At 39.9% G+C, this 25,767-nt stretch carries 22 protein-coding genes, 3 pseudogenes and 2 riboswitches; of the genes and pseudogenes, 19 read left to right on the plus strand and 6 right to left on the minus strand.

The window, feature by feature from the left end; all coding sequences use genetic code 11:
- Nucleotides 1–65 precede the first annotated feature (65 nt).
- Nucleotides 66–1,337, plus strand: a complete 1,272-nt coding sequence (locus JCM10596_RS28085; protein ID WP_025027964.1) for a copper amine oxidase N-terminal domain-containing protein — start codon at nucleotides 66–68, stop codon at nucleotides 1,335–1,337.
- Between the two features lie 82 nt (nucleotides 1,338–1,419).
- Here JCM10596_RS28085 and lplT read toward each other — a convergent pair whose 3' ends face one another.
- From lplT to JCM10596_RS15795, 4 genes are all read right to left on the minus strand, one after another.
- Nucleotides 1,420–2,592, minus strand: coding sequence for a lysophospholipid transporter LplT (gene lplT, locus JCM10596_RS15780; protein ID WP_025027965.1), 1,173 nt, complete (start codon nucleotides 2,590–2,592; stop codon nucleotides 1,420–1,422).
- Nucleotides 2,576–4,447 (minus strand): AMP-binding protein, encoded by a 1,872-nt coding sequence (locus tag JCM10596_RS15785; protein WP_234410537.1) that lies wholly within the window; start codon nucleotides 4,445–4,447, stop codon nucleotides 2,576–2,578. The genes lplT and JCM10596_RS15785 overlap by 17 nt, the downstream gene beginning before the upstream one ends.
- A gap of 234 nt (nucleotides 4,448–4,681) precedes the next feature.
- Complete coding sequence (locus JCM10596_RS15790) at nucleotides 4,682–5,323, minus strand: response regulator (RefSeq protein ID WP_234410533.1); 642 nt, start codon at nucleotides 5,321–5,323, stop codon at nucleotides 4,682–4,684.
- Between the two features lie 38 nt (nucleotides 5,324–5,361).
- A complete protein-coding gene (locus JCM10596_RS15795; protein ID WP_025027968.1) occupies nucleotides 5,362–6,732 on the minus strand; it encodes a sensor histidine kinase in 1,371 nt (456 codons plus the stop codon).
- A gap of 192 nt (nucleotides 6,733–6,924) precedes the next feature.
- Nucleotides 6,925–7,003, plus strand: a riboswitch (cyclic di-GMP riboswitch).
- Between the two features lie 56 nt (nucleotides 7,004–7,059).
- Nucleotides 7,060–7,141: riboswitch (cyclic di-GMP riboswitch) on the plus strand.
- A 15-nt stretch (nucleotides 7,142–7,156) separates the two neighbouring features.
- Between JCM10596_RS15795 and JCM10596_RS28090 the strand changes: the two genes are divergently transcribed.
- The 12 genes and pseudogenes from JCM10596_RS28090 to trxA all read left to right on the plus strand — a co-directional run bounded on the left by JCM10596_RS28090 (nucleotide 7,157) and on the right by trxA (nucleotide 18,375).
- Complete coding sequence (locus JCM10596_RS28090; RefSeq protein WP_051541347.1) at nucleotides 7,157–7,636, plus strand: hypothetical protein; 480 nt, start codon at nucleotides 7,157–7,159, stop codon at nucleotides 7,634–7,636.
- Complete coding sequence (locus JCM10596_RS28095; protein WP_051541348.1) at nucleotides 7,633–7,959, plus strand: transglutaminase-like domain-containing protein; 327 nt, start codon at nucleotides 7,633–7,635, stop codon at nucleotides 7,957–7,959. The genes JCM10596_RS28090 and JCM10596_RS28095 overlap by 4 nt, the downstream gene beginning before the upstream one ends.
- 145 nt (nucleotides 7,960–8,104) lie before the next feature.
- A complete protein-coding gene (locus tag JCM10596_RS15805) occupies nucleotides 8,105–10,480 on the plus strand; it encodes an endonuclease MutS2 (protein ID WP_025027969.1) in 2,376 nt (791 codons plus the stop codon).
- Nucleotides 10,481–10,500: 20 nt separating this feature from the next.
- A complete protein-coding gene (locus tag JCM10596_RS15810; RefSeq protein ID WP_025027970.1) occupies nucleotides 10,501–10,914 on the plus strand; it encodes a DUF350 domain-containing protein in 414 nt (137 codons plus the stop codon).
- A 126-nt stretch (nucleotides 10,915–11,040) separates the two neighbouring features.
- The gene (locus JCM10596_RS25925) at nucleotides 11,041–11,904 is read left to right on the plus strand and encodes a nucleotide sugar dehydrogenase (protein WP_234410534.1); all 864 of its coding nucleotides are present in this window, start codon (nucleotides 11,041–11,043) and stop codon (nucleotides 11,902–11,904) included.
- 119 nt (nucleotides 11,905–12,023) lie between these two features.
- On the plus strand, nucleotides 12,024–12,332 hold the full coding sequence (locus JCM10596_RS30380; protein ID WP_234410535.1) for a UDP binding domain-containing protein: 309 nt from the start codon (nucleotides 12,024–12,026) through the stop codon (nucleotides 12,330–12,332).
- A gap of 228 nt (nucleotides 12,333–12,560) precedes the next feature.
- Complete coding sequence (locus JCM10596_RS15825) at nucleotides 12,561–14,273, plus strand: long-chain-fatty-acid--CoA ligase (RefSeq protein WP_034681518.1); 1,713 nt, start codon at nucleotides 12,561–12,563, stop codon at nucleotides 14,271–14,273.
- Between the two features lie 202 nt (nucleotides 14,274–14,475).
- Nucleotides 14,476–15,068, plus strand: a pseudogene (gene fadR, locus JCM10596_RS25930) (fatty acid metabolism transcriptional regulator FadR).
- A gap of 90 nt (nucleotides 15,069–15,158) precedes the next feature.
- Nucleotides 15,159–15,938 carry an enoyl-CoA hydratase gene (locus tag JCM10596_RS15835; RefSeq protein WP_025027972.1) on the plus strand — a complete coding sequence of 260 codons (780 nt, stop codon included), beginning with the start codon at nucleotides 15,159–15,161 and terminating at the stop codon, nucleotides 15,936–15,938.
- 120 nt (nucleotides 15,939–16,058) lie between these two features.
- Complete coding sequence (locus JCM10596_RS15840) at nucleotides 16,059–16,826, plus strand: electron transfer flavoprotein subunit beta/FixA family protein (protein WP_025027973.1); 768 nt, start codon at nucleotides 16,059–16,061, stop codon at nucleotides 16,824–16,826.
- 14 nt (nucleotides 16,827–16,840) lie between these two features.
- Nucleotides 16,841–17,809 carry an electron transfer flavoprotein subunit alpha/FixB family protein gene (locus JCM10596_RS15845; RefSeq protein WP_025027974.1) on the plus strand — a complete coding sequence of 323 codons (969 nt, stop codon included), beginning with the start codon at nucleotides 16,841–16,843 and terminating at the stop codon, nucleotides 17,807–17,809.
- A gap of 251 nt (nucleotides 17,810–18,060) precedes the next feature.
- The gene (trxA, locus tag JCM10596_RS15850) at nucleotides 18,061–18,375 is read left to right on the plus strand and encodes a thioredoxin (protein WP_025027975.1); all 315 of its coding nucleotides are present in this window, start codon (nucleotides 18,061–18,063) and stop codon (nucleotides 18,373–18,375) included.
- 55 nt (nucleotides 18,376–18,430) lie between these two features.
- On the opposite strand, the gene JCM10596_RS15855 is transcribed toward trxA, so the two are convergent.
- A complete protein-coding gene (locus JCM10596_RS15855; protein ID WP_025027976.1) occupies nucleotides 18,431–19,177 on the minus strand; it encodes an AraC family transcriptional regulator in 747 nt (248 codons plus the stop codon).
- A 142-nt stretch (nucleotides 19,178–19,319) separates the two neighbouring features.
- Here JCM10596_RS15855 and JCM10596_RS25935 point away from each other — a divergent pair.
- From JCM10596_RS25935 to JCM10596_RS25940, 5 genes and pseudogenes are all read left to right on the plus strand, one after another.
- Nucleotides 19,320–21,591 (plus strand): annotated as a pseudogene (locus JCM10596_RS25935) (glycoside hydrolase family 65 protein).
- Nucleotides 21,584–22,258 (plus strand): beta-phosphoglucomutase, encoded by a 675-nt coding sequence (gene pgmB / locus JCM10596_RS15865; protein WP_025027977.1) that lies wholly within the window; start codon nucleotides 21,584–21,586, stop codon nucleotides 22,256–22,258. Before JCM10596_RS25935 ends, pgmB begins: the two are co-directional and overlap by 8 nt.
- Before the next feature lie 255 nt (nucleotides 22,259–22,513).
- Entirely contained in the window at nucleotides 22,514–22,993 is a 480-nt protein-coding gene (locus JCM10596_RS15870) for a DUF2975 domain-containing protein (protein WP_025027978.1), read from the plus strand.
- Nucleotides 22,994–23,003: 10 nt separating this feature from the next.
- Entirely contained in the window at nucleotides 23,004–23,228 is a 225-nt protein-coding gene (locus JCM10596_RS15875; protein WP_025027979.1) for a helix-turn-helix domain-containing protein, read from the plus strand.
- A 32-nt stretch (nucleotides 23,229–23,260) separates the two neighbouring features.
- Nucleotides 23,261–24,051, plus strand: a pseudogene (locus tag JCM10596_RS25940) (DUF817 domain-containing protein).
- Here the strand turns inward: JCM10596_RS25940 and JCM10596_RS25945 are convergent.
- Nucleotides 24,035–24,427: a winged helix-turn-helix transcriptional regulator gene (locus tag JCM10596_RS25945; RefSeq protein WP_081792071.1), complete on the minus strand. Its 393-nt coding sequence runs from the start codon at nucleotides 24,425–24,427 to the stop codon at nucleotides 24,035–24,037. The pseudogene JCM10596_RS25940 and the gene JCM10596_RS25945 overlap by 17 nt on opposite strands.
- A gap of 147 nt (nucleotides 24,428–24,574) precedes the next feature.
- On the opposite strand from JCM10596_RS25945, the gene JCM10596_RS15890 reads away from it, so the two are divergent.
- Nucleotides 24,575–25,753 (plus strand): MFS transporter, encoded by a 1,179-nt coding sequence (locus tag JCM10596_RS15890; protein WP_025027981.1) that lies wholly within the window; start codon nucleotides 24,575–24,577, stop codon nucleotides 25,751–25,753.
- Nucleotides 25,754–25,767 lie beyond the last annotated feature (14 nt).

A 25,767-nucleotide genomic window follows, 5' to 3' on the forward strand; every position in this document is an offset into this window, starting at 1 on the left:
TAGACTTATGTTAAAATCACAAATTGTTAAGAGTGTCAAAAAAATAGAAAAAAGGTGGTCATTAGGTGAAGAGAATAAACAAATTTGTTGCTTTGCTTCTTGGAATAATATTAGTACTAAACTTCTATCCAAATCTCCTAATACAAGCGAATGGTTCTACAAGTCAACAGTCCTTCGTTAACAAAATGGTAGAAGAATATGATTCATATCAAAAAGAAACGCAGCTTTCCTATCAATCCTTTGAAAGTACCGAAAAAAAGAACTATGATGCTTATTATAAAAAACAAAATGAAGAATATCTTCTATTCCATAAACAAGTATCAGATGATTTCAGTAAAATTGAACAGAAAATAGATGAAGATATTCAAGCCTTAGACAAAAAATATGGGAAAAATCCAAGCTATAGAGATGCTTTGGATGAATATAAAAAAGCAGCAGACAAGCATAGAACCAACAGCCCGATGAGGAATTATTATAGAGCGATTGATCAGCACGTGACCGATAGCCCGATGAGAAATTACTATAGGGCGATTGATCAGCACGTGACCGATAGCCCGATGAGAAATTACTATAGGGCGATTGATCAGCACGTGACTGATAGCCCGATGAGAAATTACTATAGAGCGATTGATCAGCACGTGACCGATAGCCCGATGAGAAACTATTATAGAGCGGTAGATCAACACGTCACAGGTAGTCCGATGCGAATGTACATACGAGGAGAAATCTCTCAAAGTGAAGCAGAAAAGCGTATCAATAAACAAAAAGAAACTACCAAAACAGATATACAAGATACAGAGAAGAGGTCTAAAGCGGTTATAGAACAAACCACCCTGAGATCGACTCAATCTATTGAAAAGACGCAAACCCAATCGCTTACCCTTATTATGAAGCAAAGAGAGAGTACAATAGATGCCTTATCTACAATCAGAAAGAAGCATTTTGACGAAGGTTTAACCTTTGAACCACTTGTTCTTCAATCAAAAGAAATCAAAGTCATGATTAATGGTCAGTTACAGAGCTATACTCAACCTCCAACGATCATTGAAGGAACCACTCTCGTTCCATTAAGAGGCATTTTTGAAGAACTAGAGGCTACGGTTTTATGGAATAGCAAAGATCGTTCCATTACTGTCTCGAAAGATGACATTCAGTTATTTTTACAGGTAAATAATACTCAGGCAAAAGTGAATGAAAAAACAATTAAGCTGGATCTTGCACCTCGTGTGATCAATGGATCTACGATGGTTCCGCTTCGTTTTATTAGTGAAGCATTAGGAGCTACCGTTCGTTGGGATGGGAATACTAGGACGATTTGGATTACGACAGAGGAATAGAGTAGAGGTTGATAATAGTGAACCTTCAAATAGAAAATACCAAGGGGAAGAACGGCAATGGTCGTCCGCCCCTTGGTATTTTTTAAGCTGCTTTGAGCGTTTTTTGTTTCATCATCAGGAATAGAACGAAGAAGAGCAACAAGGTTCCGATTCCAAGCATGGAAAAGTGAACGGAGAACCCAAGCTTTGTCATCATGGTATATGCTCCAACTCCTAAGAGCATTAGTATATTGTTTGCAAAGTTTTGAACTGCGATGGCTTTACCAGCTCCCATCTGTTGATGACCTACTTCCTGCAAGGCTGAGTTCATGGGGACGATATAGACTCCGCCCATAAAGCCGATGATGAGAAGAAGAGCAATAGTTAGATAGAGGTTGCTTACTCCAACGAAGAGAAAAATAATAGCAACCATAAAAAAACCATAGAGATAAGAACGGTAATATCTTTTGGCAGGAATTAAATAAGGGGTAGCGAGAGATCCTAGTACAATTCCAAACCCTGTACTTGCTACAATCATGGATATTTTATCTATCATTGTGATACCTAATACAAGAGGGATCCAAGCAAACATCGCTAGTCGTAAAACAGCCGAGGTCATCCAAAATGATGCTGTGCCAATGATAGAAAATTGAGCTTTGGGAATGGTGAAAAGCTCCTTTACATCATGCATAAAGTCTGGCAAGGCATTTCGATACAGCAGTTCATTTCTTCCCTTCATCTTAGGGATGGCTAAGGTCAAGACAGTAGATAAAACATAGAGAATAAAACAGACCATCATCGCTAAGGGAATGGACTGGTTAGCCAATACTCCACCAGCTACAGTCCCCGTAAGGATCGCTAGAATGGTATACCCTTCGACTTTTCCATTTGCTACTAAGAGATCGTCTTCATTCTTTGTTAGCTCTGGTAGGATCCCGTATTTAGCAGGTGAATAGATGACGGCTCCAATTCCTACTACAGCATAGCTTAGGGCAGGATCAACATTCATTAAGAGTAGTAGAATCCCACTTGCTTTGATTATATTTCCAATAAGAAGGATTCTAGACTTCGCATTTTTATCCGCTAGAGGTCCGACAAAGGGAGCTAAGGCAATATAAGCCACAAAGAAAGAGGCTTGGACAATGCCAATATAGAAATCTCCTAACGCTTGCTGTGTAATGATCGCCAAGGTAATAAATAGAATCATATTATCCGCAAAGGCAGATAGGAATTGGGTAAAATAGAGAGCTTGTAAGGGTTTAAATAATGTTTTCATTTTCCACAACCTCTTCGATTAGATTTAGAGAAGGCATGTCATTTCCAATGGGAGTTGAACGTTTTTTACGTGACTGAATGAAGATAAATTTTTGTTCATCTACTACAACAATCTCCCCTGTATCAAACCAATCCTCTACAAGAGTAAAGCCCTTATGATGAAGATAATACCCTTTCATCACATTGACTCCTTTGACAAGGAGCTTTCCGCCTTGAAACTCAGAATGAGCCGCTTCAATTTTATATTGAATTCCCGGTAGAAAACGTCCAACAGATCCTTTTTTGTATAACAAGGGTGTATTAAGCGTCAAGATGGGAGACGTTTCTGTTGTACCATATCCTTCGAAAATTCGGATTCCAAATTTATTGAGCCATAGCTCTCGTACATCAAGCTCAAGAGATTCCATTCCAGCAAATACATAGCGCAAGGAATAGAAATCATAGGGATGAGCAAATTTGCCATATGCCTCCAAGAAGCTAGACGTACCAAAAAGTAGGGTTGGATTCTGATCATAGATAAATTCTGGTATGACTTTATAATGCTGCGGATTCAGATAGAGAAAGACAGGGATTCCACATAGAATAGGCAATAAAGTTCCTGCTGTTAATCCATAGCTATGAAACATTGGCAAGGCATTGAACACCTTGTCCTTGGAGGTAAAATCAATGACACTTCGAACCTGCTGTATATTGTTATAGACATTGCTATGAGTAAGAACAACTCCCTTTACTTTGTTCTCCTCATTTGTCGTGAACAGAATAAGCTCATTCCTTGTTGCTTGTGATTTTGTTTTCCTAAGAGCATGTATCCATCCATTCAGTGGATTTCTTATTCCACTTGATTCTTCGATCTCTTCTATAAATACAAAAGAAATCTTCCCTTTTAGAGCATCAATCAAGTGTTCCAGCTTTCCTTGCTTGATAAAGTGCTTTGATGTAAGGATGGTTTGAATCTGAACAGTTTCACAGCATTCTACCAGATACTGAGTCCCTTTCGAGAAATTTAAGAGGGCAGGCGTTTTACCTAAGTGACATAAGGAGAAAAAGGCAACCACATGCTCAATGGTGTTGGGTAAAAGAAGTCCCACAGTTTCCTCTTTCTCCAGTGTTTTTTTAAGTTTCTGGCTTAGAGTATAAGTTGAGCGCAAAAGCTGTTTATAATCTGCCTGCTGTGTGAGGTCCTCGCATATAGGTTGATTGGAGTCATAGGTAGAGGATGCCTCAAGAAGCTTATTAAATAGATTGACATCATACTCCGTTCTGCTCCTGCATAACTCTTCCTGTAATAAAGTAAGAATTGCATCACTTACTTTTTCTTTTTGCACCTTCATAGACTGCTGTGAGTCCAGCTCGAAGGTGCAAGGCTCCCCAATGGAGATACGCACCTTGGGAAACCAACAAGTACGGTTTTTCTCCTGCATATAGGAGAACTTGGAGCGTTCTAATCCATTGATGATCATAGGATAGATGTTTGCTCCTGTTTTTAAAGCAAGATAGCCAATACCGTTGTATATCTTCATTAAGCCTCCTGTTCGTGTGATTCGTCCTTCTGGAAAGAGCATGAGAGGGGCTCCATTGTTGACAAGACGAACCATATGCCGAATCGAATAAGGATTAAGCTGATCGATGGTGATACACTTACGTAAGCGAAAAATAAAAGAATAACGCTTGGCTACGGAAGTATGGGCTACAAAAATCACGTTTTTAGGTAAATATAAGGAAAGGATAATAGCATCTAATAAAGAAACGTGATTAGGCATTAAGATCGCTTTCTTAGAAAAATCAATGTGGTGCAATCCCAGCACTTTCGTTCTAAAGAGGAGCGGAAATAAAATTTTTAGGACTACATTGATCATGCTCACGAGTTGATCCCACCTTTCTTCGAATGAATTACTTCTCTCTTTACCATTGTAGGTGGCTGTGTGTGTAGAGATAAGTACCTACTTTTATAGGTACCTCATAAAAACAAAATAAAAATAAAATAAAAACTCCCTTGATGGTGAAGGGAGTGAAACCAAGCTGACAGCTGAATGATATAAGGAAAACTAACCATCAGGTGGAGTTAAAACTCTATCTGGTAGAAGTCTACTTTACAATAAGTCTCTTTTTGAAGCCTTCTCAGCGGCATCTTTACTTGAACTAACACCCAATTTTTTGAGGATACGATTAACATGGTTTTTGATGGTTCGCTGAGTAATAAACAATTGCTTGGCAATTTGTGACTGAGTGTTTCCCTTATGAACCAGTCTGAGAATATCCTTCTCAGCAGGAGTCAGGATGTTTTGCTGCTCTTCTTTCTTCAGGCGATGAAATTCATTTCTTAAAGCCGATGCAGCAGAGGGGTGAATAGAAGATTGATTTCTATAGGCAGAACGAATCGCTTCAGGAATCTCTTCAAAATGTATTTTGTTGATATAATTTAGTGCCCCTACAGAAAAAGCATCTACAATCACTTCCTGTTCAGTAAGTGAGGTTAACATAATCAATTTTGTTGAAGGATTAAGGTGAGTAAGGTCCAAAGCAATATCAATGCCATCAAGATTGTTTTCCGTCAAATTAATATCTAACAGAACGACTTCTGGCTTCGCCTCTTTATATATAGTTAAAGCCTCTTCTTTCGTACTCGCCGTTCCGACTACGATCAAATCCTCTTCTTTATTAATAAAGTCAGTAAGGCTTCCCAGCCATATCGGATCGTCCTCGACAATCATAACTCTTATTTTTTCCATCATTTTGTTCATAGCCTCCTGAAGATATGATCACATGTCTTTTAAGTTTGATGAATTTTCTTTTTAGAAAAGTATAGATAGACCGTGGTTCCTGCTCCCAGTTCACTCTGTATCTCTAGTGCTCCGCCATGTTGTTTCATTACATTATAGCAATAAGATAATCCAAGCCCAAAGTTGGTATTTTGTTTTTTGGTTGAAAAGAAAGGGTCTAATACATAAGGCAGGTTTTCCTTGGAGATTCCAGGACCGTTATCTTCTATAGCGATAATCACGTGCTTCTTAGAATCGAATTGATATATATTTAATATGCCAGAGGATTTCACGGCTTCTGTAGCATTCATCATAAGATTGGTTAACACCTCTTGAATATGAACAGGGTCGCAATGTAAGGTCATATCATCTGTTAATTGCAGATTAATTTCCATCTTATGACTTTCTAAGTAAGGACCTAACTTTTGCAGGGTTTGGTGTAAGATCTTATGAACAGCAATAGGTTCCTTTTTTAAGACAATGGCTTGAGCGTGGTCTTGAATTCGGTTTACCATATTTAGCATATGCTCAGTGGATTGTAATAGAATCTGAATATCTTCCTCCATTTTTTCCTTATTTTCTTCTGAAGCATATTGTTGAATGCGGATGGTAAACATACGAATTTTTCCAATCTCATTTTTTATCGTATGATTTAAAATTGTAGATCCAGAGCTGATCGCACGAATAGTGCTATCTAAGCGATAGTTTTCAAAACGCAGCTTGACTCCCAACACTCCGTATTTTAAACAAAAGGCAATAAAAGCGATAAACTGTAGTAAAATAATCAATTGATTGGTACGCCAGGCATCATGGAAGCCAAGAACCCGAGCGATATAAATTGAAAAAAGAAGATACACAAGAGGAATGATCGTTAAGATATTACTAAGTAATCTTGTTCTTTTCATTACAGGGTCTTTTTCTTTCCAGAAACTATAGGAAAGCAGAAAAGAAGCACCTATGATATAAGGAGCTGCCCAGATAGTAAAGAGAATATAGTTAAAGCCCAGGATAGGGTGAACAGGGGTCACCACGTACATTAAAATAACAGGTAGAAAGGAAAACAGCGAAATCAACCTTTTTGCTTTAAGCGTAAAAAAAGGAGTCATACTACAAGCATATTGCAGAAATACATAAGGCAAGCCTGTTTGGCAAATAAACGATGAAAGGTTGGCTCCGAGTAGAAGGTTGTTGTCAAGCTCTAGAGTACTTAACCCATGTGCCTGCAGATAAGGCCTTATACTTTCATTGATTACAGCTGCCAGAAAGCCAAAGCTCCCTACAAAAGCGAGAAGACTGGCCCATCTATTGGATTCTCTACCGGGACTGGTAAAGAGAAGAATAGCGCTAATACACCATAATGCTAAAACAACTACAATCATCATAACTTTATACCCCTGACTCCAAATATTTCAGCTAACCTTATCTTTTTCTACAAAATTCAGCAAATTCCTTCAAAAGAAGTGGAGTTTCAATAATATATTCATAGAAAGGAGGAAATCTAGTAAAATAAAACTTGCAATTTCTACAAAAAATAGTAGAATAAAAGGTAGAAATAAAAACAAATATCGAGCTGTTCTCGATAATGGCAAACCATTCGAAAGGATGGGACGCAAAGCTATAGGGCCTTCCGTTAGATGGCAGCCAGCTACCGAAAGAAGAGTTTTTTTGTTTTAAAAACTGAATAGAACGCTGAGAAGTGAAGAGCTTTTCACCGATAACGGCAAACCACTCGAAAGGGTGGGACGCAAAGCCATAGGGCCTTCCGATAAGGATGGCAGCCGAGCTACCGAAGGGAGAGTTTTTATTATGCGCAAAATAGCATCTCTTATTTTAGTATTGGTTCTACTTCTTTCTAGCAACATAGCGATGGCAGAAGCTGTTACGACCACAGTGATCGATCGTACCAAGCTTTCTAATGGTGTGCTTGGCATCAACTATGAAGCAGGAGAGAAAAAGACAAAGTTAATGATAGAGAAGGACGGTCAAAAATATATCTACGATGTCTACTCTGTCAAAGAAACACAACGCTTTCCTCTGCAATTAGGAAATGGCGAATATACAGTTAGTATTCTAGAAAATACGGTTGATAACAAATACCGTTTTGTCTCCAAAGACAGTGTTCGAGTGAATGTAGAAAATGAACATCAAGTGTATCTGAATTCTGTGCAGAATATTAACTGGAATGAAGAAATGGAAGCCATTAAGAAAGCAAGGGAATTAACGAAAAAAGCAAAGAGTGACGAAGAAAAAATAAAAATCATTTATGATATATCATTAACAATGTGAGCTACGACTTTGAAAAAGTCCAAAATCTAACGCCAACCTATTTACCGGATATTAATGATATTTTTAAGAATAACAAAGGCATTTGCTACGATTATTCTTCTATGTTTGCAGCGATGCTTAGAAGCCTAGATATACCGACGAAGCTTGTTATGGGAAATACAACCTATGTCAGAGAGTACCATGCTTGGAATGAAGTCTATCTCGCTGATCAAGATCGTTGGGTTGTGATCGACACAACGGTGGATGCTGGCTTGAAGAAGTCAAAGAGAAAGTTTGACATGATAAAAGAAGATGAAAAATATACAAAAATGAAGGAATTTTAAAACTCAGCCAGGAGTCTAAAATGTGACGTACAAGGAGACCTTTTTTAAGGCTCCTTCTTTTATTTTCTATTTTCATCCCACTTTATGATATAATTTAACATGTTAATTTAGTCAAAATAAATGTCTACTCTAGGAGGAACAACTCGTGCTTGAAAGAGTATTAAGAGTACTTGAATACCCAAAAGTAATAGAACAACTAGGACAGCGTGTTTCTTCTTCTCTTGGGAAAGAGAAGGTGAATCAGTTAAAGCCTAGCTTTATATATGAAGAAGTTAAAAAGGCACAGCAAAGTACCTATGAAGGTTCAACCGTTTTACGCTTAAAAGGCTATGTTCCCTTTGGTGGGGTTCAGGATATTCGCCCCTCGATCAAGCGAGCTTCGATTGGCGGGATGCTGAATCCTTCAGAGCTTCTGGATATTGCCAATACCCTTTATGGGGGGCGTCAGCTAAAGCTTTTTCTAGAGGGGCTTCTAGATTCTGTAGAACTGCCGATCTTAGCTGACTTAGCTAGCCAGATAAGCTCGTTAAAACCACTTGAACAAGAGATTAAGTCCTGTATTGACGATCAGGCAGAAGTACTGGACTCTGCCAGTTCAGCTCTGCGTCAAATAAGAGCTCAAATACGAACAGCAGAGAGTCGCATTCGAGAAAAGCTAAACCAAATGACAAGGGTGCAATCCTACCAAAAAATGTTGCAGGACCCGATTGTCACGATTCGGAATGATCGTTATTGTCTTCCTGTAAAGCAAGAGTACCGTGCTAATTTTGGAGGAATCGTCCATGACCAATCTGCTTCAGGGGCTACCTTATTTATTGAGCCAGAAGCCGTGGTGACGATTAATAATCAGCTAAGGGAAGCGAAGTTAAAGGAAGAAAGAGAAATTGAAAAAATTCTAAGACAGCTATCCGAGAGTGTTTCACTCGAGGTAGAAGCACTTAGTTTAAATATCGCTGCTTTAGCTGATCTTGATTTTATCTTTGCCAAAGCACAATATGCCAAACAAATTAGAGCTGTTCAGCCTAAGCTGAATCAAGAGGGTTATTTTAATCTTAAGAAAGCTAGACACCCACTCATAGCTGAAGATGAAATTGTTCCCATTAGCTTTGATTTAGGTCGAGAATACACGTCGATGATTATTACGGGTCCAAATACAGGAGGAAAAACCGTAACGCTTAAGACGTTGGGGCTGCTTACTCTGATGAGTTGCTCAGGCTTAGCGATTCCAGCAGAGGAAGGGTCTGAGATTGCTGTGGTGTCTGCTGTTTATGCTGATATTGGAGACGAGCAAAGCATTGAACAGAGCCTAAGTACCTTCTCCTCTCATATGACCAATATTGTTCGCATTTTAGCTGAACTGGATCATCAAAGCCTAGTCTTATTTGATGAGCTTGGAGCAGGGACAGACCCGACGGAAGGAGCCGCACTGGCGATGGCGATCCTTGATCACGTGTATCAGCAAGGAGCGAAGGTTGTGGCAACGACTCACTATAGCGAGCTAAAAGCCTATGCCTACAACAAGGACACAGTCATGAATGCCAGCGTTGAATTTGATGTAGAAACCCTTCGCCCTACGTATCGGCTTTTGGTGGGAGTACCCGGTCGAAGCAATGCTTTTTCCATTGCCAAACGGTTAGGCTTATCTGAGGAAATCATTGAGCAAGCGAAGGCTCAAATTGGCGAAGATGATTCTAGAGTAGAAACGATGATTGCTTCTTTAGAAGAAAATCAAAAGCTGGCGGAGAAAGAACGTGAGGAAGCGAGTCAGCTAAAAGATGAGATCGCTACATTGAAGAGAGAGATTCAGAAAAAAGAAGAGCAGATCGATAAAGAGAAAGAGAAACGAATTGATGAGGCGGAGAAAGCAGCTCAAGAGTATTTTACCAAAATGATGAAGGAAGCCGATCAGATTATCACAGACTTAAGAGAGGCGGCATCCAATCAAGAAGTGGTCAAAGAGCATGTGTTGATTGATGCCAAAAAACGTTTAGAAGCGATCCAAGAAGCTTCAGCAGGTACAAAATCAAAATCGAAGGCAAGTCCTGCTACAGGGCAAGCAAAGCGTTCCACCGCTCAGAACCTAAAGCCTGGAGATGAAGTATATGTCCATTCCTTTGGACAGAAAGGACATATTGTGGAGCAGGTTTCTGAGCAGGAGTATACGGTGCAGATTGGCATTATGAAAATGAAGGTGTCAAAAGCTCAACTCGAAAAAATAAAAGCACAGAAACAAGCCATTCAGACACCGAGAGCCACGGTCAAAAAGTCGAATGAGCCTACCAAAATGGAGTTGGACCTTCGGGGACAAACGATTGATGAAGCGATTATGGCTTTAGATAAGTATCTGGATGATGCCGTTATGGATAATTACCATCAAGTGTATGTGATTCATGGCAAAGGAACTGGGCAGCTGAGAAAAGGCGTACAGGATTATTTGAAGAAGCATCGCAATGTTAAGGGGATGCGTCTGGGAGGCGCTGGTGAAGGTGGAAGTGGAGTGACGGTTGTTGAATTATCTTAGTTAGTGGGGGAAGAAGAATGATGAAAGAATTATTAGAAAATCCTTATGTTCTTGTAGCTGCTCATGCTAGTGTCACTATATTAGCAATCATTGTTTTCTTGGCAATCTTTGAGCTAGTCACCAAATATAAGAACTGGCAGGAAGTGAGAAAAGGAAATGTTGCGGTCGCTTTAGCAACGGGAGGAAAAGTTCTTGGAATTGCTAATATCTTTCGCTTCTCCATCATTCACAATGATTCTCTGTTCCAAATGATAGTCTGGGGAATTTATGGATTCTTCCTCCTTCTTACTGCCTATTTTGTTTTTGAATTCCTGACCCCAAGCTTTAAAGTAGATGAAGAGATTGAGAAAGATAATCGTGCTGTGGGCTTGTTAGCTGCTTTTATCTCGATTGGATTATCTTTTATCATTGGTGCAAGTATTAGTATTATTTAACGACTTCCGATATAGGAGGGCAAGGCATGAATACCTTGTGGAAAGTATTGTTAATTGTCAGTGTTGTGTTTATTATTGCAGGGATATTTTTTATATCTTATTTTGGATAATGTGGAGGAAATAATCATGAAGAAATACAACGTGGCGGTTATTGGGCTAGGCTTTATTGGCTTGCCCTTATCGCTAAGCTATGCAATGAAAGGGGCCAATGTAATTGGCATTGATGTAAATCAGACTCTGATTGAAGAAATCAACAGGGGGCATTCCCATCATTTAGAATATTATCAAGGGAAATCCCTTCAGGATATCCTGCGTGAACAATTACAGGCGAAGAGCTTTAGAGCTACTACTTCATACCAAGAGGCAGCTGAGGTCGTGGATCATTATATTATCACGGTAGGGGTTGACGTGAAAAATGGAGATCCTCAGTTTGCCCATCTCCAGTCAGCAATGGAAACATTAGCGTCTGTTCTAAAGAAAAATGATACAGTTCTAGTCAGAAGTACGGTCGTTCCTGGAACAACAGAAGAGATGGTGAAGCCGATCCTAGAGCGCGGTGGATTGGAAGCAGGGAAAGATTTCTATCTAGGCTATTCCTCTGAACGTATCGCTGAAGGACGAGCCTTTGAGGAATTTATCACCATGCCTCTTGCCGTTGGGGGAATTAATGAGGAAAGCCGTATCAAAGCAAGAGAATTGCTTCAAGTCGTAACAGAAGCTCCTATCCATGAAACAGAGATCAAAATTGTAGAAACTGCCAAAGTGGTAGAAAATATTCAACGAGATGTCAATATCGCTATGGTTCAAGAAATTGCTAGGTTTGCTGAGGCAACGGGAATGGATACCTATGAATTAATCAAAACAGCCAACACACATACCAGAGTACAGCTTCTTGTACCAGGACCGGGAGTAGGAGCTATTGTTTACCGAATGCCCTCTACTATCTATTACCCAAAGCGAAAGAATATCAGGTTTCTATTGAATTACTAGAAAGTGCTAGAAGAATTAATGATGGGGTTCCATCCTTTATTGCCGGAGAAGTCGAAAGAGGAGTACAAGCAGCAGGAAAAAGCTTTATTGGAGCGAAGGTCGCCGTTTTAGGTTTAGCGATGAAGGATTTCTCTAACGATGACCGCATCAGTCCTCCTCATGAAATTGTGAAGCATCTTCTGGATAAAGGGGCGAAAGTACATGCTTTTGATCCTGCCGTACCAACAGATTATGAGTATAAAGTACATTCTTTAGAAGAGGCAATTACAGATGCCGACGCTTTAGTTTATCTTACCGCCCAAGAAGAATTTTTAGAGATAAATTGGGATGAACTGGTAGAGAAGATGAATGCGAAGCCATTTATGTATGATGCGAAGAACAGAATTCCTCTTCGTTTACAGGAGAAGGCTACATTAAAAAGATTATAATCATATAGAAATAAGACCATAGGTGTACTCTCTTTTTCCTACGTGTAGCGCGGGAAATAGGGCTTGTACACCGTTTTTTTTGTCGAATGACAGTGAATAATTACAGATTTCTTTTTATGAATATAAAAATAACCATTCTCAAGTGAATGCGTTTTCATTTATAATAGGGATATCCGTCTAAGAATAACTTGCAAAGATGTGAATAGTTCTAAAAGAGGAGGGGATGGAATGAGTGATATTGTAAAGCCGTGGTTGTCAGTGTATCCAGAGGAAATCCCAGCAACACTTGATTATCCTAAGGACAGTTTGCTACATGACTTTTTGCAGAAATCCTACAGCAAAAAGCCAGAACAGCTGTCGATGCGTTTTCTAGGGAAGAGCATCACGTACAAAGAGCTATATGAATCCGCTGTAGCTTGTGCGAATGCCCTAAGAGAATGTGGCGTGAAAAAAGGGGATCGGGTTTCCATTATGCTACCTAACATACCACAAGCGGTCATTAGTTATTACGGTGTGCTGATGGCTGGTGGAATTGTTGTCCAGACGAATCCGCTGTATATGGAGCGGGAGTTGGAGCATCAATTGACGGATGCTGGAGTCGAAACCATTATCGCTCTCGACTTGGTTTATCCCAAAATAGCCAAAGTCAGAGCAAAAACGTCCTTAAAAAACATCATTATCACTGGTATCAAAGATTACTTGCCTTTTCCAAAGAATCTGCTTTATCCCTTCGTCCAAAAGAAACAAGGACTTAAGGTGGAGGTAAAGTATGGGAACGAAATCAAATCCTTTACACAGTTATTAAAGAACGCTTCTAAGACACCTGTGAAAGTAGAAGGAAGTCCAGATGATATCGCCATATTGCAATATACTGGCGGAACGACTGGCTTACCCAAAGGGGTCATGTTGACGCATCGTAACTTGGTTGTTAATGCCTATCAGTGTACGTACTGGCTCTATAAATCAGAGTATGGAGCTGAAAGAAGCTTGGCTATTGTCCCTTTCTTTCATGTCTATGGAATGACTCTGATCATGAATTATTCAATCATGACGGCAAGTACCATTATTTTATTACCTAAATTTGACGCGGGTGATACACTGAAAACAATTGATAAGGAAAAGCCAACGTTATTTGCTGGAGCTCCAACCATGTATATCGGGCTATTAAATCATCCAGATATCGCCAAATATGACCTTTCCTCTATTAAGGCCTGTTTGAGTGGATCAGCTCCATTACCTCTGGAAGTGCAGCAGAAATTTGAACAAATTACAAAAGGAAAGCTAGTAGAAGGATATGGTTTGACGGAAACCTCTCCAGTCACACATGCCAACCTGGTATGGGGAGAAAAGAGAGTCCTAGGCAGCATCGGTATTCCTTGGCCTGACACTGAAGCCGCTATATTGTCCTTAGAAACAGGGGAGCTGCTGGAAGTTGGAGAGATAGGAGAAATCGTCATTAAAGGACCTCAAGTGATGAAAGGGTATTGGAATCGTCCAGAAGACACCGCAGCAACCTTTAAGAATGGTTGGTTCTTAACTGGAGATATGGGTTACATGGATGAGAAGGGATACTTTTATATTGTGGATCGTAAGAAGGATATGATTATTGCTAGTGGCTTTAATATCTATCCTCGAGAGGTAGAAGAGGTCTTATATGAACATCCAGCGATAAAAGAATGTGTGGTTGCTGGAATACCTGATCCATACAGAGGGGAAACGGTCAAAGCATATGTTGTTAAAAAAGAGGGTCAAGAAGTAACGGAAGAAGAATTAAATAAATATTGTCGGGAAAAGCTAGCAGCATACAAGGTTCCGCGTATTTATGAATTTAGAGATGAACTACCGAAAACAACCGTTGGAAAAATATTAAGACGTGTCTTAGTGGAAGAAGAGAAAACAAGAATAAAAGAAGAATCACAAGTAGAACAATCTGGGTCTTGAGCATGTAGCAACAGTCATTCAGAAGAGCGTTCTATTTAGAAATAGGGTGCTCTTTTTTCACTAAAAAGAAAAAAGAGAGAACAAGCCGTATAAAGATAAAAAAAATAACATTTAGGAATTGACAAACAATCCTATGACCTTTAAACTAAAATTATGAATGATGATTCATTCATAATTTTTTCCTTGTAAGGAGAACATAATAATGGCAAAAAAAACAGGTGAAAAATACGATGCAATCATTGAAGCTGCCGTTGTCGTCATTGCTCAATTTGGCTATCATCAGGCTCAGGTTTCCAAAATAGCCAAAGAGGCAAAAGTGGCGGATGGAACGATTTACTTATACTTCGAGAACAAGGAAGATATATTGGTTTCATTATTTGAAGAAAGATGGGACAGTTTATAGAAATAGCGAAGTCTAAGATTAATGAAAGTGAAGATGCAACAGAAAAGTTTAGATCTCTTATTTACATGCATTTCTTCCAGCTATCACAGGACCCTAACCTTGCGATTGTCACTCAGCTAGAATTAAGACAGTCCAATGCGGAGTTACGAAGACAAATCAATGAAGTATTGAAGAAGTATCTTCATTTGATTGATGAGGTGATCCATTGTGGGATGGAGCAGGGAACGTTTCGCAGAGATCTTGATCCAGTGTTAGTGAGACAAATGATCTTCGGTACGCTTGATGAGTGTGTGACAAATTGGTTGCTTAAAGAGAGAAAATTTGACCTTGTTTCCTCAGTAGACCCTGTATTTAAGGTCTTTATGAATGGATTAAAGAGAGAAGAGAAGTAACTCTTTTCACTATCAAACGGCAATATACGATATAATGGAGGGTGGTATGATCGTTTTCATGCTTTACTAAATCCAAAGGGAGGCTAGTATATGGATTTTACACACATACATGTTGAACAAATGGAATCAGTGGCTATATTAACGTTGGATCATCCTCCTGCTAATGCTTTAAGTCAACCAACGTTTTCAGGACTAACAGAAGCACTTGATTATGTAGAAAAAGAGGCTTCAGTCAAAGTTATCATACTTAAAGGGAATGGGAAATTTTTTGCTGCTGGAGCAGATATTAAGGAATTTACCACTGTAAGCTCCGCAGCAGAATCCGTTCAAATGGCAAAAATAGGTCAACAAGTTTTCGCACGAATGGAAGCGTTCTCAAAACCGATCATTGCAGCGATACATGGCGCTGCATTAGGTGGGGGACTTGAGCTAGCTATGGCTTGTCACATTCGTTTTGCTACACCTACAGCGAAACTGGGACTGCCAGAATTGAATCTAGGCCTGATCCCGGGATTTGCAGGGACACAGCGATTGCCTAAACTGATTGGGAAAGCGAAGGCACTCGAGCTTCTGTTTACAAGTCTACCGATCTCAGGTGAAGAAGCTCAAAGATTAGGTCTTGTGAATCAATGCTTCGCAGAGGAAGAGCTTTTTGACAAGGTGCTTGCTTTTGCTCAAGCAGTTGCTTCGAAAAGTGCGATCTCTCTATCCTATTTATTAGAAGCGATTCGAGTCGGTGAAGAAGAAGGAATGGCTGCTGGATCAGAGAAAGAAGCAGAGCTGTTTGGTCATATTTTTGAAACCTATGACGCCAAAGAAGGAATCCAAGCTTTTATTGAAAAGAGAAAGCCCATCTTTAAAGACAAATAAAAAGCAATAAAACAAGTGTATCTCTATTCTGAGTCAGCGCTCGGAATGGTTTCTGTTGTTAGACATGACAACCCATTTTTGAGTGGAATGCCACTCGGTTGAACATAGGAGGGATAAAGGATGAATATTTTAGTTTTATTAAAAAGAACCTTTGATACGGAAGAAAAGATTGTTGTGCAAAACAATCAAATATCTGAAGACGGTGTAGAATTTATTGTCAACCCTTATGATGAGTATGCTGTAGAAGAAGGGATTAAGCTGCGTGATGATTTTGGAGGAGAAGTGACGGTTCTAACTGTAGGACCTGCTGATGCGGATAAAGAACTTCGTACCGCTTTAGCCATGGGAGCAGACAAGGCAATCTTAGTAGATGATGAATCCTTATTTGGAGATGAGTACACGATTTCTCAAGTCCTAGCTGCGATTATTAAGGAAAGAGGATTCGATATCATCTTGGGAGGAAATGTGTCTGTAGATAATGGAGCAGGTCAGGTGGCTAGCCGAGTAGCAGAACTACTTGATATTCCTCAAGTAACCACGATTACCAAGCTTACAATTGATGGCACTAAAGCGGTTGTTGAGCGTGATGTGGAGGGAGATCTAGAGGTGATTGAAACCACTCTTCCAGCTCTATTCACGGCTCAGCAAGGCTTAAATGAGCCACGTTATCCTTCTCTACCAGGAATTATGAAGGCTAAGAAAAAACCATTGGAGCGTTTAGGTGCTGGTGATATACAGGTGAACCTTGACCAAATCAAGCCGAAGACTGAAACAGTGGAGTTATTTACTCCTCCTAAGAAAGAAGCAGGTCGCCTTCTCCAAGGGGAGAAAGAGGATCAAGTGAAGGAATTGGTTCAATTACTAAGAAATGAAGCTAAAGTGATATAAGGAGGGGACAGTCAATGAGTAAAACATTTTTAGTAGTAGCTGAAGCAAGAGATGGGGCTCTTCGTAACGTAACATTTGAGGCCTTATCTGCGGCACATACATTAAGTCAAGGTGGCAAAGTGATCGCTACATTCTTAGGAACCGAGGGAGAGAACTATGTTGAGGCTTTAGCGCAGCATGGAGCGAATCAAGTGGTGTTAGTCAAGAATGAGGCATTAAACCAATATACGACAGATGGTTATTCTCAAGCTCTATTACAAGTGATCGAGGAAGTGAAACCTGATGGAATCATCTTAGGGCATACTTCGCTAGGGAAAGATGTTAGTCCACGTCTTGCAGCGAAGCTTCAAGCAGGTCTAATCTCTGATTGTACAGCAGTTGAATTAGCAGGAGATGCGGCAGTCTTTACTCGCCCAATCTATTCTGGAAAAGCATTTACGAAGAAGAAGATAACAGACGGAATGATTTTCGCTACGATTCGTCCTAACAATATTCCAGCCTTAGAAGCAGATTCATCTAAAACGGCTGAGGTTACAGAAGTGAATGTAGAGGTTAAAGATCTGCGTACTGTCGTTCGAGAAGTTGTGCGCAAAACAGCTGGCGGAGTCGACTTATCTGAGGCAAGAGTGATTATTGCTGGAGGACGCGGAGTAAAAAGCACAGAAGGATTTGCTCCTTTACAGGAACTAGCAGACGTACTAGGTGGAGCAGTAGGAGCTTCTCGAGGAGCTTGCGACGCAGAGTATTGTGACTATTCCTTACAAATTGGTCAAACAGGGAAGGTAGTAACCCCAGACCTTTATATCGCTTGCGGAATTTCGGGAGCGATTCAGCACTTAGCTGGAATGTCCAACTCCAAGTTTATCGTTGCGATTAATAAAGATCCAGAGGCAGAGATTTTTAAAGTGGCTGACTACGGAATAGTCGGAGATCTGTTTGAAGTGGTCCCTCTCTTAACAGAGGAATTCAAAAAAGTACTATAGTCCCGTCTTACCTATAAAAAGCGAGCTTTTCCCACTAGAGACACCTAACGAGTGGGACAGCTCGTTTTTTGGTGGGGAGCCTTGTAAAGTCAGGCAGGAGAGATGTATATATAATTGGAAAAAAGCGTATAGTAGGATGAGGATTGGTTCACCATTTCTGTGAGCAAAAACTTGGATATATGTGTAATCAAGTGATATAATTCAATCAGTACAGACTAAACTGTTGATCTCTTAATGAGGAGGAATATTGAATGGCGATTGTAAATGCAACAGATCAAAATTTTAAAACAGAAGTAGAAAGCGGGACTGTCTTGGTTGATTTCTGGGCTCCGTGGTGCGGACCTTGTAAAATGATTGCTCCTGTTTTAGAAGAGCTAGATCAAGAAGTAGGAGATAAATTAAAAATTGTAAAAGTGAATGTGGATGATAACCCTGAAACTGCTTCTCAATTTGGAGTCATGAGCATTCCTACTTTAATGGTAATGAAAGGCAGCGAAGTGGTAGATAAATTCGTTGGTTTTCAACCAAAAGATGCTTTATTAGAAAAAGTGAATCCACATCTATAAGATGTGACATTCATGTCCATATAGAAAGCTCCCAGTCGTGACGGCTGGGAGCTTTCTATATGGATGCTTGCGTGACGTGTCGGTACTCTTTTGGGGTCATACCAATATGTTTCTTGAAAAGAGCCGTATAATAGCTTTGGTTACAGAACTTAAAAAGAAAAGAAATATCCGAGATCGAGGTCGTGGTGTGTTGTAGAAAATAGGTGGATTCTTCGATACGCTTTTTATTGATAAACTCCGTCAGAGGGAGACCTACTTCCTTTTTGAATTTACTGGATAAGTAGCTTGGATGAATCATGACATGCTGTGCAATTGGTTCTAAGGAGAGATCCTGTAAAATATTTTGGTGAATATAGGAAATCGCTTTACGTACCACATAAGAATAGTGTATCTCCGCACGTTCCTTCATAAGCGTATCTACAAATAGCTCCAGCATACTATTTTCTAGTTGATTTAGTTGTTCTAGAGTCGACGCTTTTTCAATTTCTAGGATACAGGCATCACTCAAATGAAAGGCGGTTTCTGCCAATACGCCTCCTTCGATAATGCTTCTTGTAAACAACGTACATAGTGCGATTAAAGCATTTTTTTTGGAGCGAGTGGGCTGTTTGGCTAGAGTAGCCCCTTCTAGCTGATTAATTTGACCAAGCAGGGATTTAGCAAGGGTGAAATCTCCTTGTTGTATAGCATGTAGAAGTTGTTGTTCATAATGATAAGGAGGATGAATCACATTCATTTGTTGATGATGAATGCGGGAGTCCATAAATTGTTTGATAACAGCAGGTTGGATTTGCGATTTCATAATAATTCATCCTTACCTAAAAATATTAATAGAAAGCTAAAAATATTAATATAAGTTTAGGTGAGATGGAACTAAAATGCAAGTAATTAAAGAACTTCAAATAAGGAATGTTTATGACATTAACCAAGGAGTGTGAAGCGTAATGACATGGTCTATTCGAAGAAATGATTGTTCTCAGCAGGAGTTATTAAATATAGAAAGTTTATTTGCGCTAGGAAATGGCTACTTAGGGGTACGCGGGAATTTCGAAGAAGGCTACGCTCCAGAATATACCTCGATTCGTGGAACGTATCAGAATGCCTTCCATGATGTGATAGAAATAAATTATGGAGAGAAGCTGTTTGCTTTTCCAGAGACCCAGCAAAAGCTACTAAATGTGATCGATGCCCAAACCATAGAGATCTTTTTGGGAGCAGACGAAGAACGATTCTCTCTTTTTGAAGGAGAGATTATAGCTTATGAGCGCAGCTTATTTCTAGATCAAGGCTATACAGAGAGAATGATTCACTTTCGTTCTCCGAAAGGAAAAGAAGTTAAGCTTCGTTTTCGCCGCTTGGTTTCTTTTCAGCGAAGGGAGCTCTTTGCTATTGATCTTCAGATTGAACCAGTCACCTTTAAGGGACAGGTGAAAGTGGTTTCTACTGTTAATGGAGAAGTCACTAATTACACCAATCCGAAAGATCCGCGTGTATCGGCGGGACATGCGAAGCGTCTAACCATAGAGCAGGTGGGAGAGCGTGAGGGAGCAGTCTATGTAGAAGATCAAACATATGCCTCTAATCTGCGTACGGCTTGTGTCACTCGCCATGAAGGCAGTGGACCGCATGAAGTGGAGCTAAACCTCTCAGCGACTCGAGCTGAAGTCATCTATAGGTTTGAACTATCCGAACCGGTACAACTGACAAAATATAATATCTATACAGATACATTACGCCATCCTACCGATCTGATCGCGACGGGATTGAAGCTTCATCAAGAGATTCAAGGCATTGGATTTGAACAGCTACTAGCTGAACAGAAAGCCTATCTTGATGATTTTTGGAAGGCAGCAGATATTACAATTGGAGGTGATGAGCATTTACAAGAAGGGATTCGCTTTAATTTGTATCAGCTCCTCCAATCGGTAGGAAGGGACAAATATAGTAATATTGCAGCGAAGGGGTTATCAGGCGAGGGCTACGAAGGGCATTATTTCTGGGATACAGAGATTTATATGTTCCCTGTTTTTCTCATGACAAAGCCAGAAATGGCACGTCAATTATTGATTTATCGCTATTCAATCCTAGATGGTGCTAGACAACGAGCAAAAGAAATGGGACATGCCAAGGGGGCTCTGTTCCCGTGGCGTACGATTGCTGGGACAGAATGTTCTGCTTTCTTCCTGCGGGGACAGCCCAATATCATATTAGTGCGGATGTGGCATATAGCTATATCCAATATTATCTAGCGACACAGGATCAGCTATTTTTGAAGGAATATGGGGCTGAGCTCCTCATGGAAACGGCACGGCTCTGGGTAGATATGGGTCACTACTACAAGGGACAATTTAGAATTGATGATGTAACGGGACCTGATGAATATACATGTCTAGTGAATAACAATTACTATACGAATGTCATGGCTAAGCAAAATCTAAAATGGGCAGCAGAGGCGTATCGTATTCTAGAAGAAATCGACGTGGAAGCCTTAAGGCTCTTTCTCAGAAATTAGAGCTTTCCGCTACAGAAGTAGAGGAGTGGAGTCAGGCAGCGGAGAAAATGTACCTCCCTTATGATGAAGAGCTGGGAATCAATCCACAGGATGATACCTTCCTTCAAAAAGCGGTGTGGGATTTTGAACATACACCAGAGGATAAGTATCCACTCCTTCTGCATTACCATCCGTTAACCTTATATCGTTATCAAGTGTGTAAACAGGCGGATACGGTGTTGGCTCATTTTCTAGTAGAAGATGAACAGGATCTGGATACCATTCGCAAATCCTTCGATTACTATGAAAAAATCACCACCCATGATTCATCTCTATCTTCGGCAATCTACAGCATTATGGCTTCCAAGGTAGGATATCATGAGAAAGCGTATGATTACTTTATCGAAACGGCACGCCTAGATTTAGATAATACTCATGGCAATACCAAAGATGGACTGCATATGGCAAATATGGGTGGAACATGGATGTCGATCATCTATGGATTTGGAGGACTAAGAATCAAGGAAAGCGGACTCTCTCTAGCTCCTGTTGTCCCTTCTAAGTGGACAGGCTACACCTTCCGTCTCCAGTACCAAGGACGCCAGCTTTCTGTTGATGTTCAGGCAGGAAAAGTAAGCCTTGTTCTAGAAGAAGGTCAGGACTTAACGATGAAGCTATATAACAAAGAAATTACATTGACGAAAGGTGTTGTCTATCATGACTAAGCAAGTGAAAGCCTTTATTTTTGATTTGGATGGTGTCATTACAGATACAGCAGAGCATCATTTTTTAGCTTGGCAGGCTCTAGCTAATGATTTGGGCATTACGTTCACAAGAGAAGATAACGAAGAGTTAAAAGGCGTGTCAAGGATGGATTCCTTAGACAAGATTTTAAAGCTTGGGGGAAGGGAGAATGACTTTTCCCTTGAAGAAAAAAATGAATTGGCTCATAAGAAAAATGAACATTATCTAGAGTTGATTCAATCCATTACCCCGAAGGATATCTTACCTGGAATCGAAATATTGCTAGAGAAAATTAAAGAAAGCGGTTTGAAGCTTGCTTTAGCTTCGGCTAGCAAAAATGCCTTTACTGTTATGGAGTCCTTACAGTTAAAAGATCTTTTTGATGTGATCGTGGATTCCAACACGATCAAGAATGGCAAGCCTGATCCTGAAATTTTTCTCCGTGCAGCCGAATTGGTGGAGATAGATCCTGCCGAGTGTATTGGAGTGGAGGATGCGATGGCTGGAGTAGAGGCGATTAAAGGCGCAGGGATGTTTGCGGTTGCTGTTGGACCGAAGGAATCCTTTCCTCATGCAGATATCGTGTATGAAACAACAGGAGCGCTTTCCTTCGAAGATATCATGACGCATTTTCAGGCTCAAAAATAGTAGGTTAATAGCTGGGGAAAATTGAATATTTGAGGTTAGAGAGCATTTCTTTGTCATGAGGAATGCTTTTTTTCTTTGTCTAAAACAAGGGACATTTCTAGAATGAAATAATAAAAAATTAATTAAAAACAGAAAATATTTATTGTAAAACGATAAAAATGGTGATAAAATCAAATTTGTTTGGTTCTAGCTCAGCAGGTGGAGTAAAACTCCAAGTGATTGAGGTCTACTTTGATTATAAGTGAGGTGCTTTCTATGAAACGAGAAACATTCTTTTTAAAGGTGGTTGTTTTTCTTCTTGGAATGACGGGAATTGCTTTGTGTCTATTTTGGTTACCTTGGTTAGCAAATAGAGAGGCAGAAATGAATCCAGAGTTGGCTTATTTGCAATATCCCATTTTAATAGGTATATATGTCACGGCGATCCCGTTTTTCGGGGCATTGTATCAGGCTTTAAAGCTTCTAAGCTATATTGATAAGAACATAGCTTTTTCAGACTTATCTGTAAAGGCATTGAAGATTATAAAAAACTGTGGAATCACAATCAGTATCTTGTATGTGGGAGGTATATCAATTCTATTACTCTTGGTGCTAGAAAACGCCTCACTGGGAATCGTAGTACCCGGATTGGTCATATCTATTGCTTCGATTGTGATTGCAGTCTTTGCAGCTGTTCTTCAAAAGCTATTAAAACAAGCTATAGATATAAAGTCAGAAAATGATTTAACGATCTGAGGTGAATAACATGGCGATTATAATCAATATTGATGTGATGTTGGCTAAAAGGAAAATGAGCGTAACAGAGCTTTCGGAGAGGGTTGGAATCACTATGGCTAACCTTTCTATCCTGAAAAATGGAAAGGCAAAGGCCATTCGGTTATCAACTTTAGAGGCGATTTGTAAGGCTTTAGAATGTCAACCCGGAGATATATTGGAATACAGAGCTGAAGAAGATAGCTCTGTTAGATAAATTTTTCACAAAAACCGTTGGAGGCACAAATCATGAGAGCACTAAAACAATTTGTTCGCTTTGGTTGGGAGCAAGCCCAATCCTGTTTGTTTCCTGTTGTTATTTTTACCTCTTTGGCACTTACTCAAATCATGCCACTCCCCTTTCTACCACGGTATGATTGGCTGCTCATTATCTGCCTTCTGATGCAGTGGTGGATGCTGCGTTCTGGAATTGAAACAAGGGATGAATTAAAGGTTATTACATTGTTCCACCTTATTGGACTTGCGCTTGAAATCTTCAAGGTACATATGGCTCCTGGTCTTATCCAGAGGAAGGATATTCTAAAATTTTTGGAGTGCCTTTGTATAGCGGATTTATGTATGCAAGTGTAGCGAGTTATCTTTGCCAAACGTGGAGGAGGTTAAAGGTTGAACTGGTTAAATGGCCACCGTTCTTGGTCGTTGTACCTCTTGCCACTGCGATTTATTTGAATTTCTTCACTCACCATTATTGGATTGACATTCGTTGGTGGTTATCAGGACTTGTCATTTTCGTCTTTTGGCAATCATGGGTTACATACGAGGTTGATGGAACTCGGTACCGTATGCCACTCGTACTTTCTTTTGTGCTTATCGGATTTTTTATCTGGATAGCAGAAAATATCGCAACGTTCTTTGGAGCTTGGGAATATCCAAACCAAACCGATGCATGGAGTTTCGTTCATCTAGGGAAAGTGAGTTCATGGCTCTTATTAGTCATTGTAAGCTTTCTTATCGTTGCCACGTTAAAGCTAAAGAAGGCTAAAGGAAAAATTGCACTAGATTCTAGTCAATCCTTATAAGCTTAGAACCTGTATTACCTGCGGCAATATCTTGGGAGTTATTGCATATACCACTCTGAAAATGCCTCCCCCAATCATACAAATGCTGAATTGCTGGACGAAGCTCTTCACCAAGCGTTGTTAACTGGTACTCCACCTTAGGCGGGACTTCAGGGTATACCTGACGATCAATAACTCCTGCCTTTTCTAACTCCCTCAATTGCTCTGCAAGCATTTTGTGATTGATTCCCTCAATATTCTTTTTAAGCTCCCCATAACGCTTCTTTCCATGAAATAGCTGACATAGGATGGATGCCTTCCATCGTCCTGAAAGAATCCAAACAGAAAGCTCGATTGGACATTGAAATGTCTTGCCGTTTAGTTCATATAGCAACATTCTTCCTAACCTCCTTATTACTTACCATTAGGTGAGTATTTCCCTAAAAAGTGCGTACTTACTTTTATTTAGTTTATTATGTATGATAAGTTTTGTAAACCCATAGGTATAAATTAAAGCAATATTCAAATGGAAGGGAGGGGAGCGATGAAGAAAAAGTTTCTGGTATATTTGGTGTCAAGCATTGCTTTCTTGGGTCCGTTTGCCCAAACCATTTATACCCCTCTATTACCAGAGCTTCAGGAGCAATTTAGAGCATCACCCACCGTTGTCAATATGACTGTTGCCATTTACCCCATTTTCTTTGCCCTGATGCAATTAGTTTATGGTCCATTAATCGATCGATATGGGCGACGTAAAATTCTCTTAATTGGGGTTTTGTTTTATTTGCTAGCTACCTTGGGGATTTCTTTTTCATCTTCTATTCAGTGGTTTATTTTTTACCGAGCCTTACAAGCCTGTGGGATTGCAGTAGGTTCTGTAGCAGCAATTACGGTCATCGGCGATGTATTTGAGGGGAGAATGCGTGGACGTTCGATGGGGATTTACCAAATGCTTGTAGCGCTAGGACCTGGAGTGGCTCCCATTGTCGGCGGAATAATGGGGCAGCACTTTGGAACAGCTCCTATCGCTTGGATTCTATTTGGCTTTGGGCTCTTGCTCTGGTTCCTGTTATTTCAGTTCTTACCTGAAACTAAAAAAGCAGGTCAAACGGACGAACGATTTCGCTTTGGACAGCTTACCAATGTCCTCACGGATCGAGTTGGTTTAGCCATTGTTATTCTTGGCTCTGTACAGTATGCCATATTCTATACGCTGTTAATTTTGCTGCCAACAATTCTTTCTGATCACTTCGACTTAAGTTCAAGTCAAATTGGAATGCTGTTTCTACCGATTTCTTTCTCCCTCGTTTTGGCAAGTTTCATAGGTGGAAGAATTCAAGAGTATGTTGAGTTACGAAGGTTACTTTTAATCACAGGGGTTCTGAATATGACATCCATTCTCTTTTTCACTCTTGTTTCTTCAATTTCACTTCCTATGTTCACGGTCAGTATTATTTTATTTGGTTTATCGCTTGGTTTATCATTGCCTGTTCAAACCACCTTATTAGCCAACGAACTTCCGCAATACCTAGCTACATCAATAGGAGTATATAATTTCTTCCGTTATGTGTGGATGACGATTGGTCCTGCCATTGGTACCTTTTTTTATTATGCTGGTTATCAATTGGTGTTTTATGTAGCTGTCATTATTTTTGCCTGTGCACTTATTTATATCTACACTCAACTCTTTTCGAATAAACATGTGGAGAAAGAATGTGTGTGAAAAAGTGTAAAAAA

The sequence above is a fragment of the Caldalkalibacillus mannanilyticus JCM 10596 genome (assembly GCF_000615945.1).
Lineage (GTDB): Bacteria > Bacillota > Bacilli > Caldalkalibacillales > JCM-10596 > Bacillus_AT > Bacillus_AT mannanilyticus.

What these genes read in the sequence shown, in the direction of transcription:
- lplT (WP_025027965.1), bottom strand. Translation starts at nt 2,592, where the DNA reads ATGAAAACATTATTTAAACCCTTACAAGCTCTCTATTTTACCCAATTC.
- JCM10596_RS15785 (WP_234410537.1), bottom strand. Translation starts at nt 4,447, where the DNA reads ATGATCAATGTAGTCCTAAAAATTTTATTTCCGCTCCTCTTTAGAACG.
- JCM10596_RS15790 (WP_234410533.1), bottom strand. Translation starts at nt 5,323, where the DNA reads ATGATGGAAAAAATAAGAGTTATGATTGTCGAGGACGATCCGATATGG.
- JCM10596_RS15795 (WP_025027968.1), bottom strand. Translation starts at nt 6,732, where the DNA reads ATGATGATTGTAGTTGTTTTAGCATTATGGTGTATTAGCGCTATTCTT.
- JCM10596_RS28090 (WP_051541347.1), top strand. Translation starts at nt 7,157, where the DNA reads ATGCGCAAAATAGCATCTCTTATTTTAGTATTGGTTCTACTTCTTTCT.
- JCM10596_RS15810 (WP_025027970.1), top strand. Translation starts at nt 10,501, where the DNA reads ATGAAAGAATTATTAGAAAATCCTTATGTTCTTGTAGCTGCTCATGCT.
- JCM10596_RS25925 (WP_234410534.1), top strand. Translation starts at nt 11,041, where the DNA reads ATGAAGAAATACAACGTGGCGGTTATTGGGCTAGGCTTTATTGGCTTG.
- JCM10596_RS30380 (WP_234410535.1), top strand. Translation starts at nt 12,024, where the DNA reads ATGAAGGATTTCTCTAACGATGACCGCATCAGTCCTCCTCATGAAATT.
- JCM10596_RS15825 (WP_034681518.1), top strand. Translation starts at nt 12,561, where the DNA reads ATGAGTGATATTGTAAAGCCGTGGTTGTCAGTGTATCCAGAGGAAATC.
- JCM10596_RS15835 (WP_025027972.1), top strand. Translation starts at nt 15,159, where the DNA reads ATGGATTTTACACACATACATGTTGAACAAATGGAATCAGTGGCTATA.
- JCM10596_RS15840 (WP_025027973.1), top strand. Translation starts at nt 16,059, where the DNA reads ATGAATATTTTAGTTTTATTAAAAAGAACCTTTGATACGGAAGAAAAG.
- JCM10596_RS15845 (WP_025027974.1), top strand. Translation starts at nt 16,841, where the DNA reads ATGAGTAAAACATTTTTAGTAGTAGCTGAAGCAAGAGATGGGGCTCTT.
- trxA (WP_025027975.1), top strand. Translation starts at nt 18,061, where the DNA reads ATGGCGATTGTAAATGCAACAGATCAAAATTTTAAAACAGAAGTAGAA.
- JCM10596_RS15855 (WP_025027976.1), bottom strand. Translation starts at nt 19,177, where the DNA reads ATGAAATCGCAAATCCAACCTGCTGTTATCAAACAATTTATGGACTCC.
- pgmB (WP_025027977.1), top strand. Translation starts at nt 21,584, where the DNA reads ATGACTAAGCAAGTGAAAGCCTTTATTTTTGATTTGGATGGTGTCATT.
- JCM10596_RS15870 (WP_025027978.1), top strand. Translation starts at nt 22,514, where the DNA reads ATGAAACGAGAAACATTCTTTTTAAAGGTGGTTGTTTTTCTTCTTGGA.
- JCM10596_RS15875 (WP_025027979.1), top strand. Translation starts at nt 23,004, where the DNA reads ATGGCGATTATAATCAATATTGATGTGATGTTGGCTAAAAGGAAAATG.
- JCM10596_RS25945 (WP_081792071.1), bottom strand. Translation starts at nt 24,427, where the DNA reads ATGTTGCTATATGAACTAAACGGCAAGACATTTCAATGTCCAATCGAG.
- JCM10596_RS15890 (WP_025027981.1), top strand. Translation starts at nt 24,575, where the DNA reads ATGAAGAAAAAGTTTCTGGTATATTTGGTGTCAAGCATTGCTTTCTTG.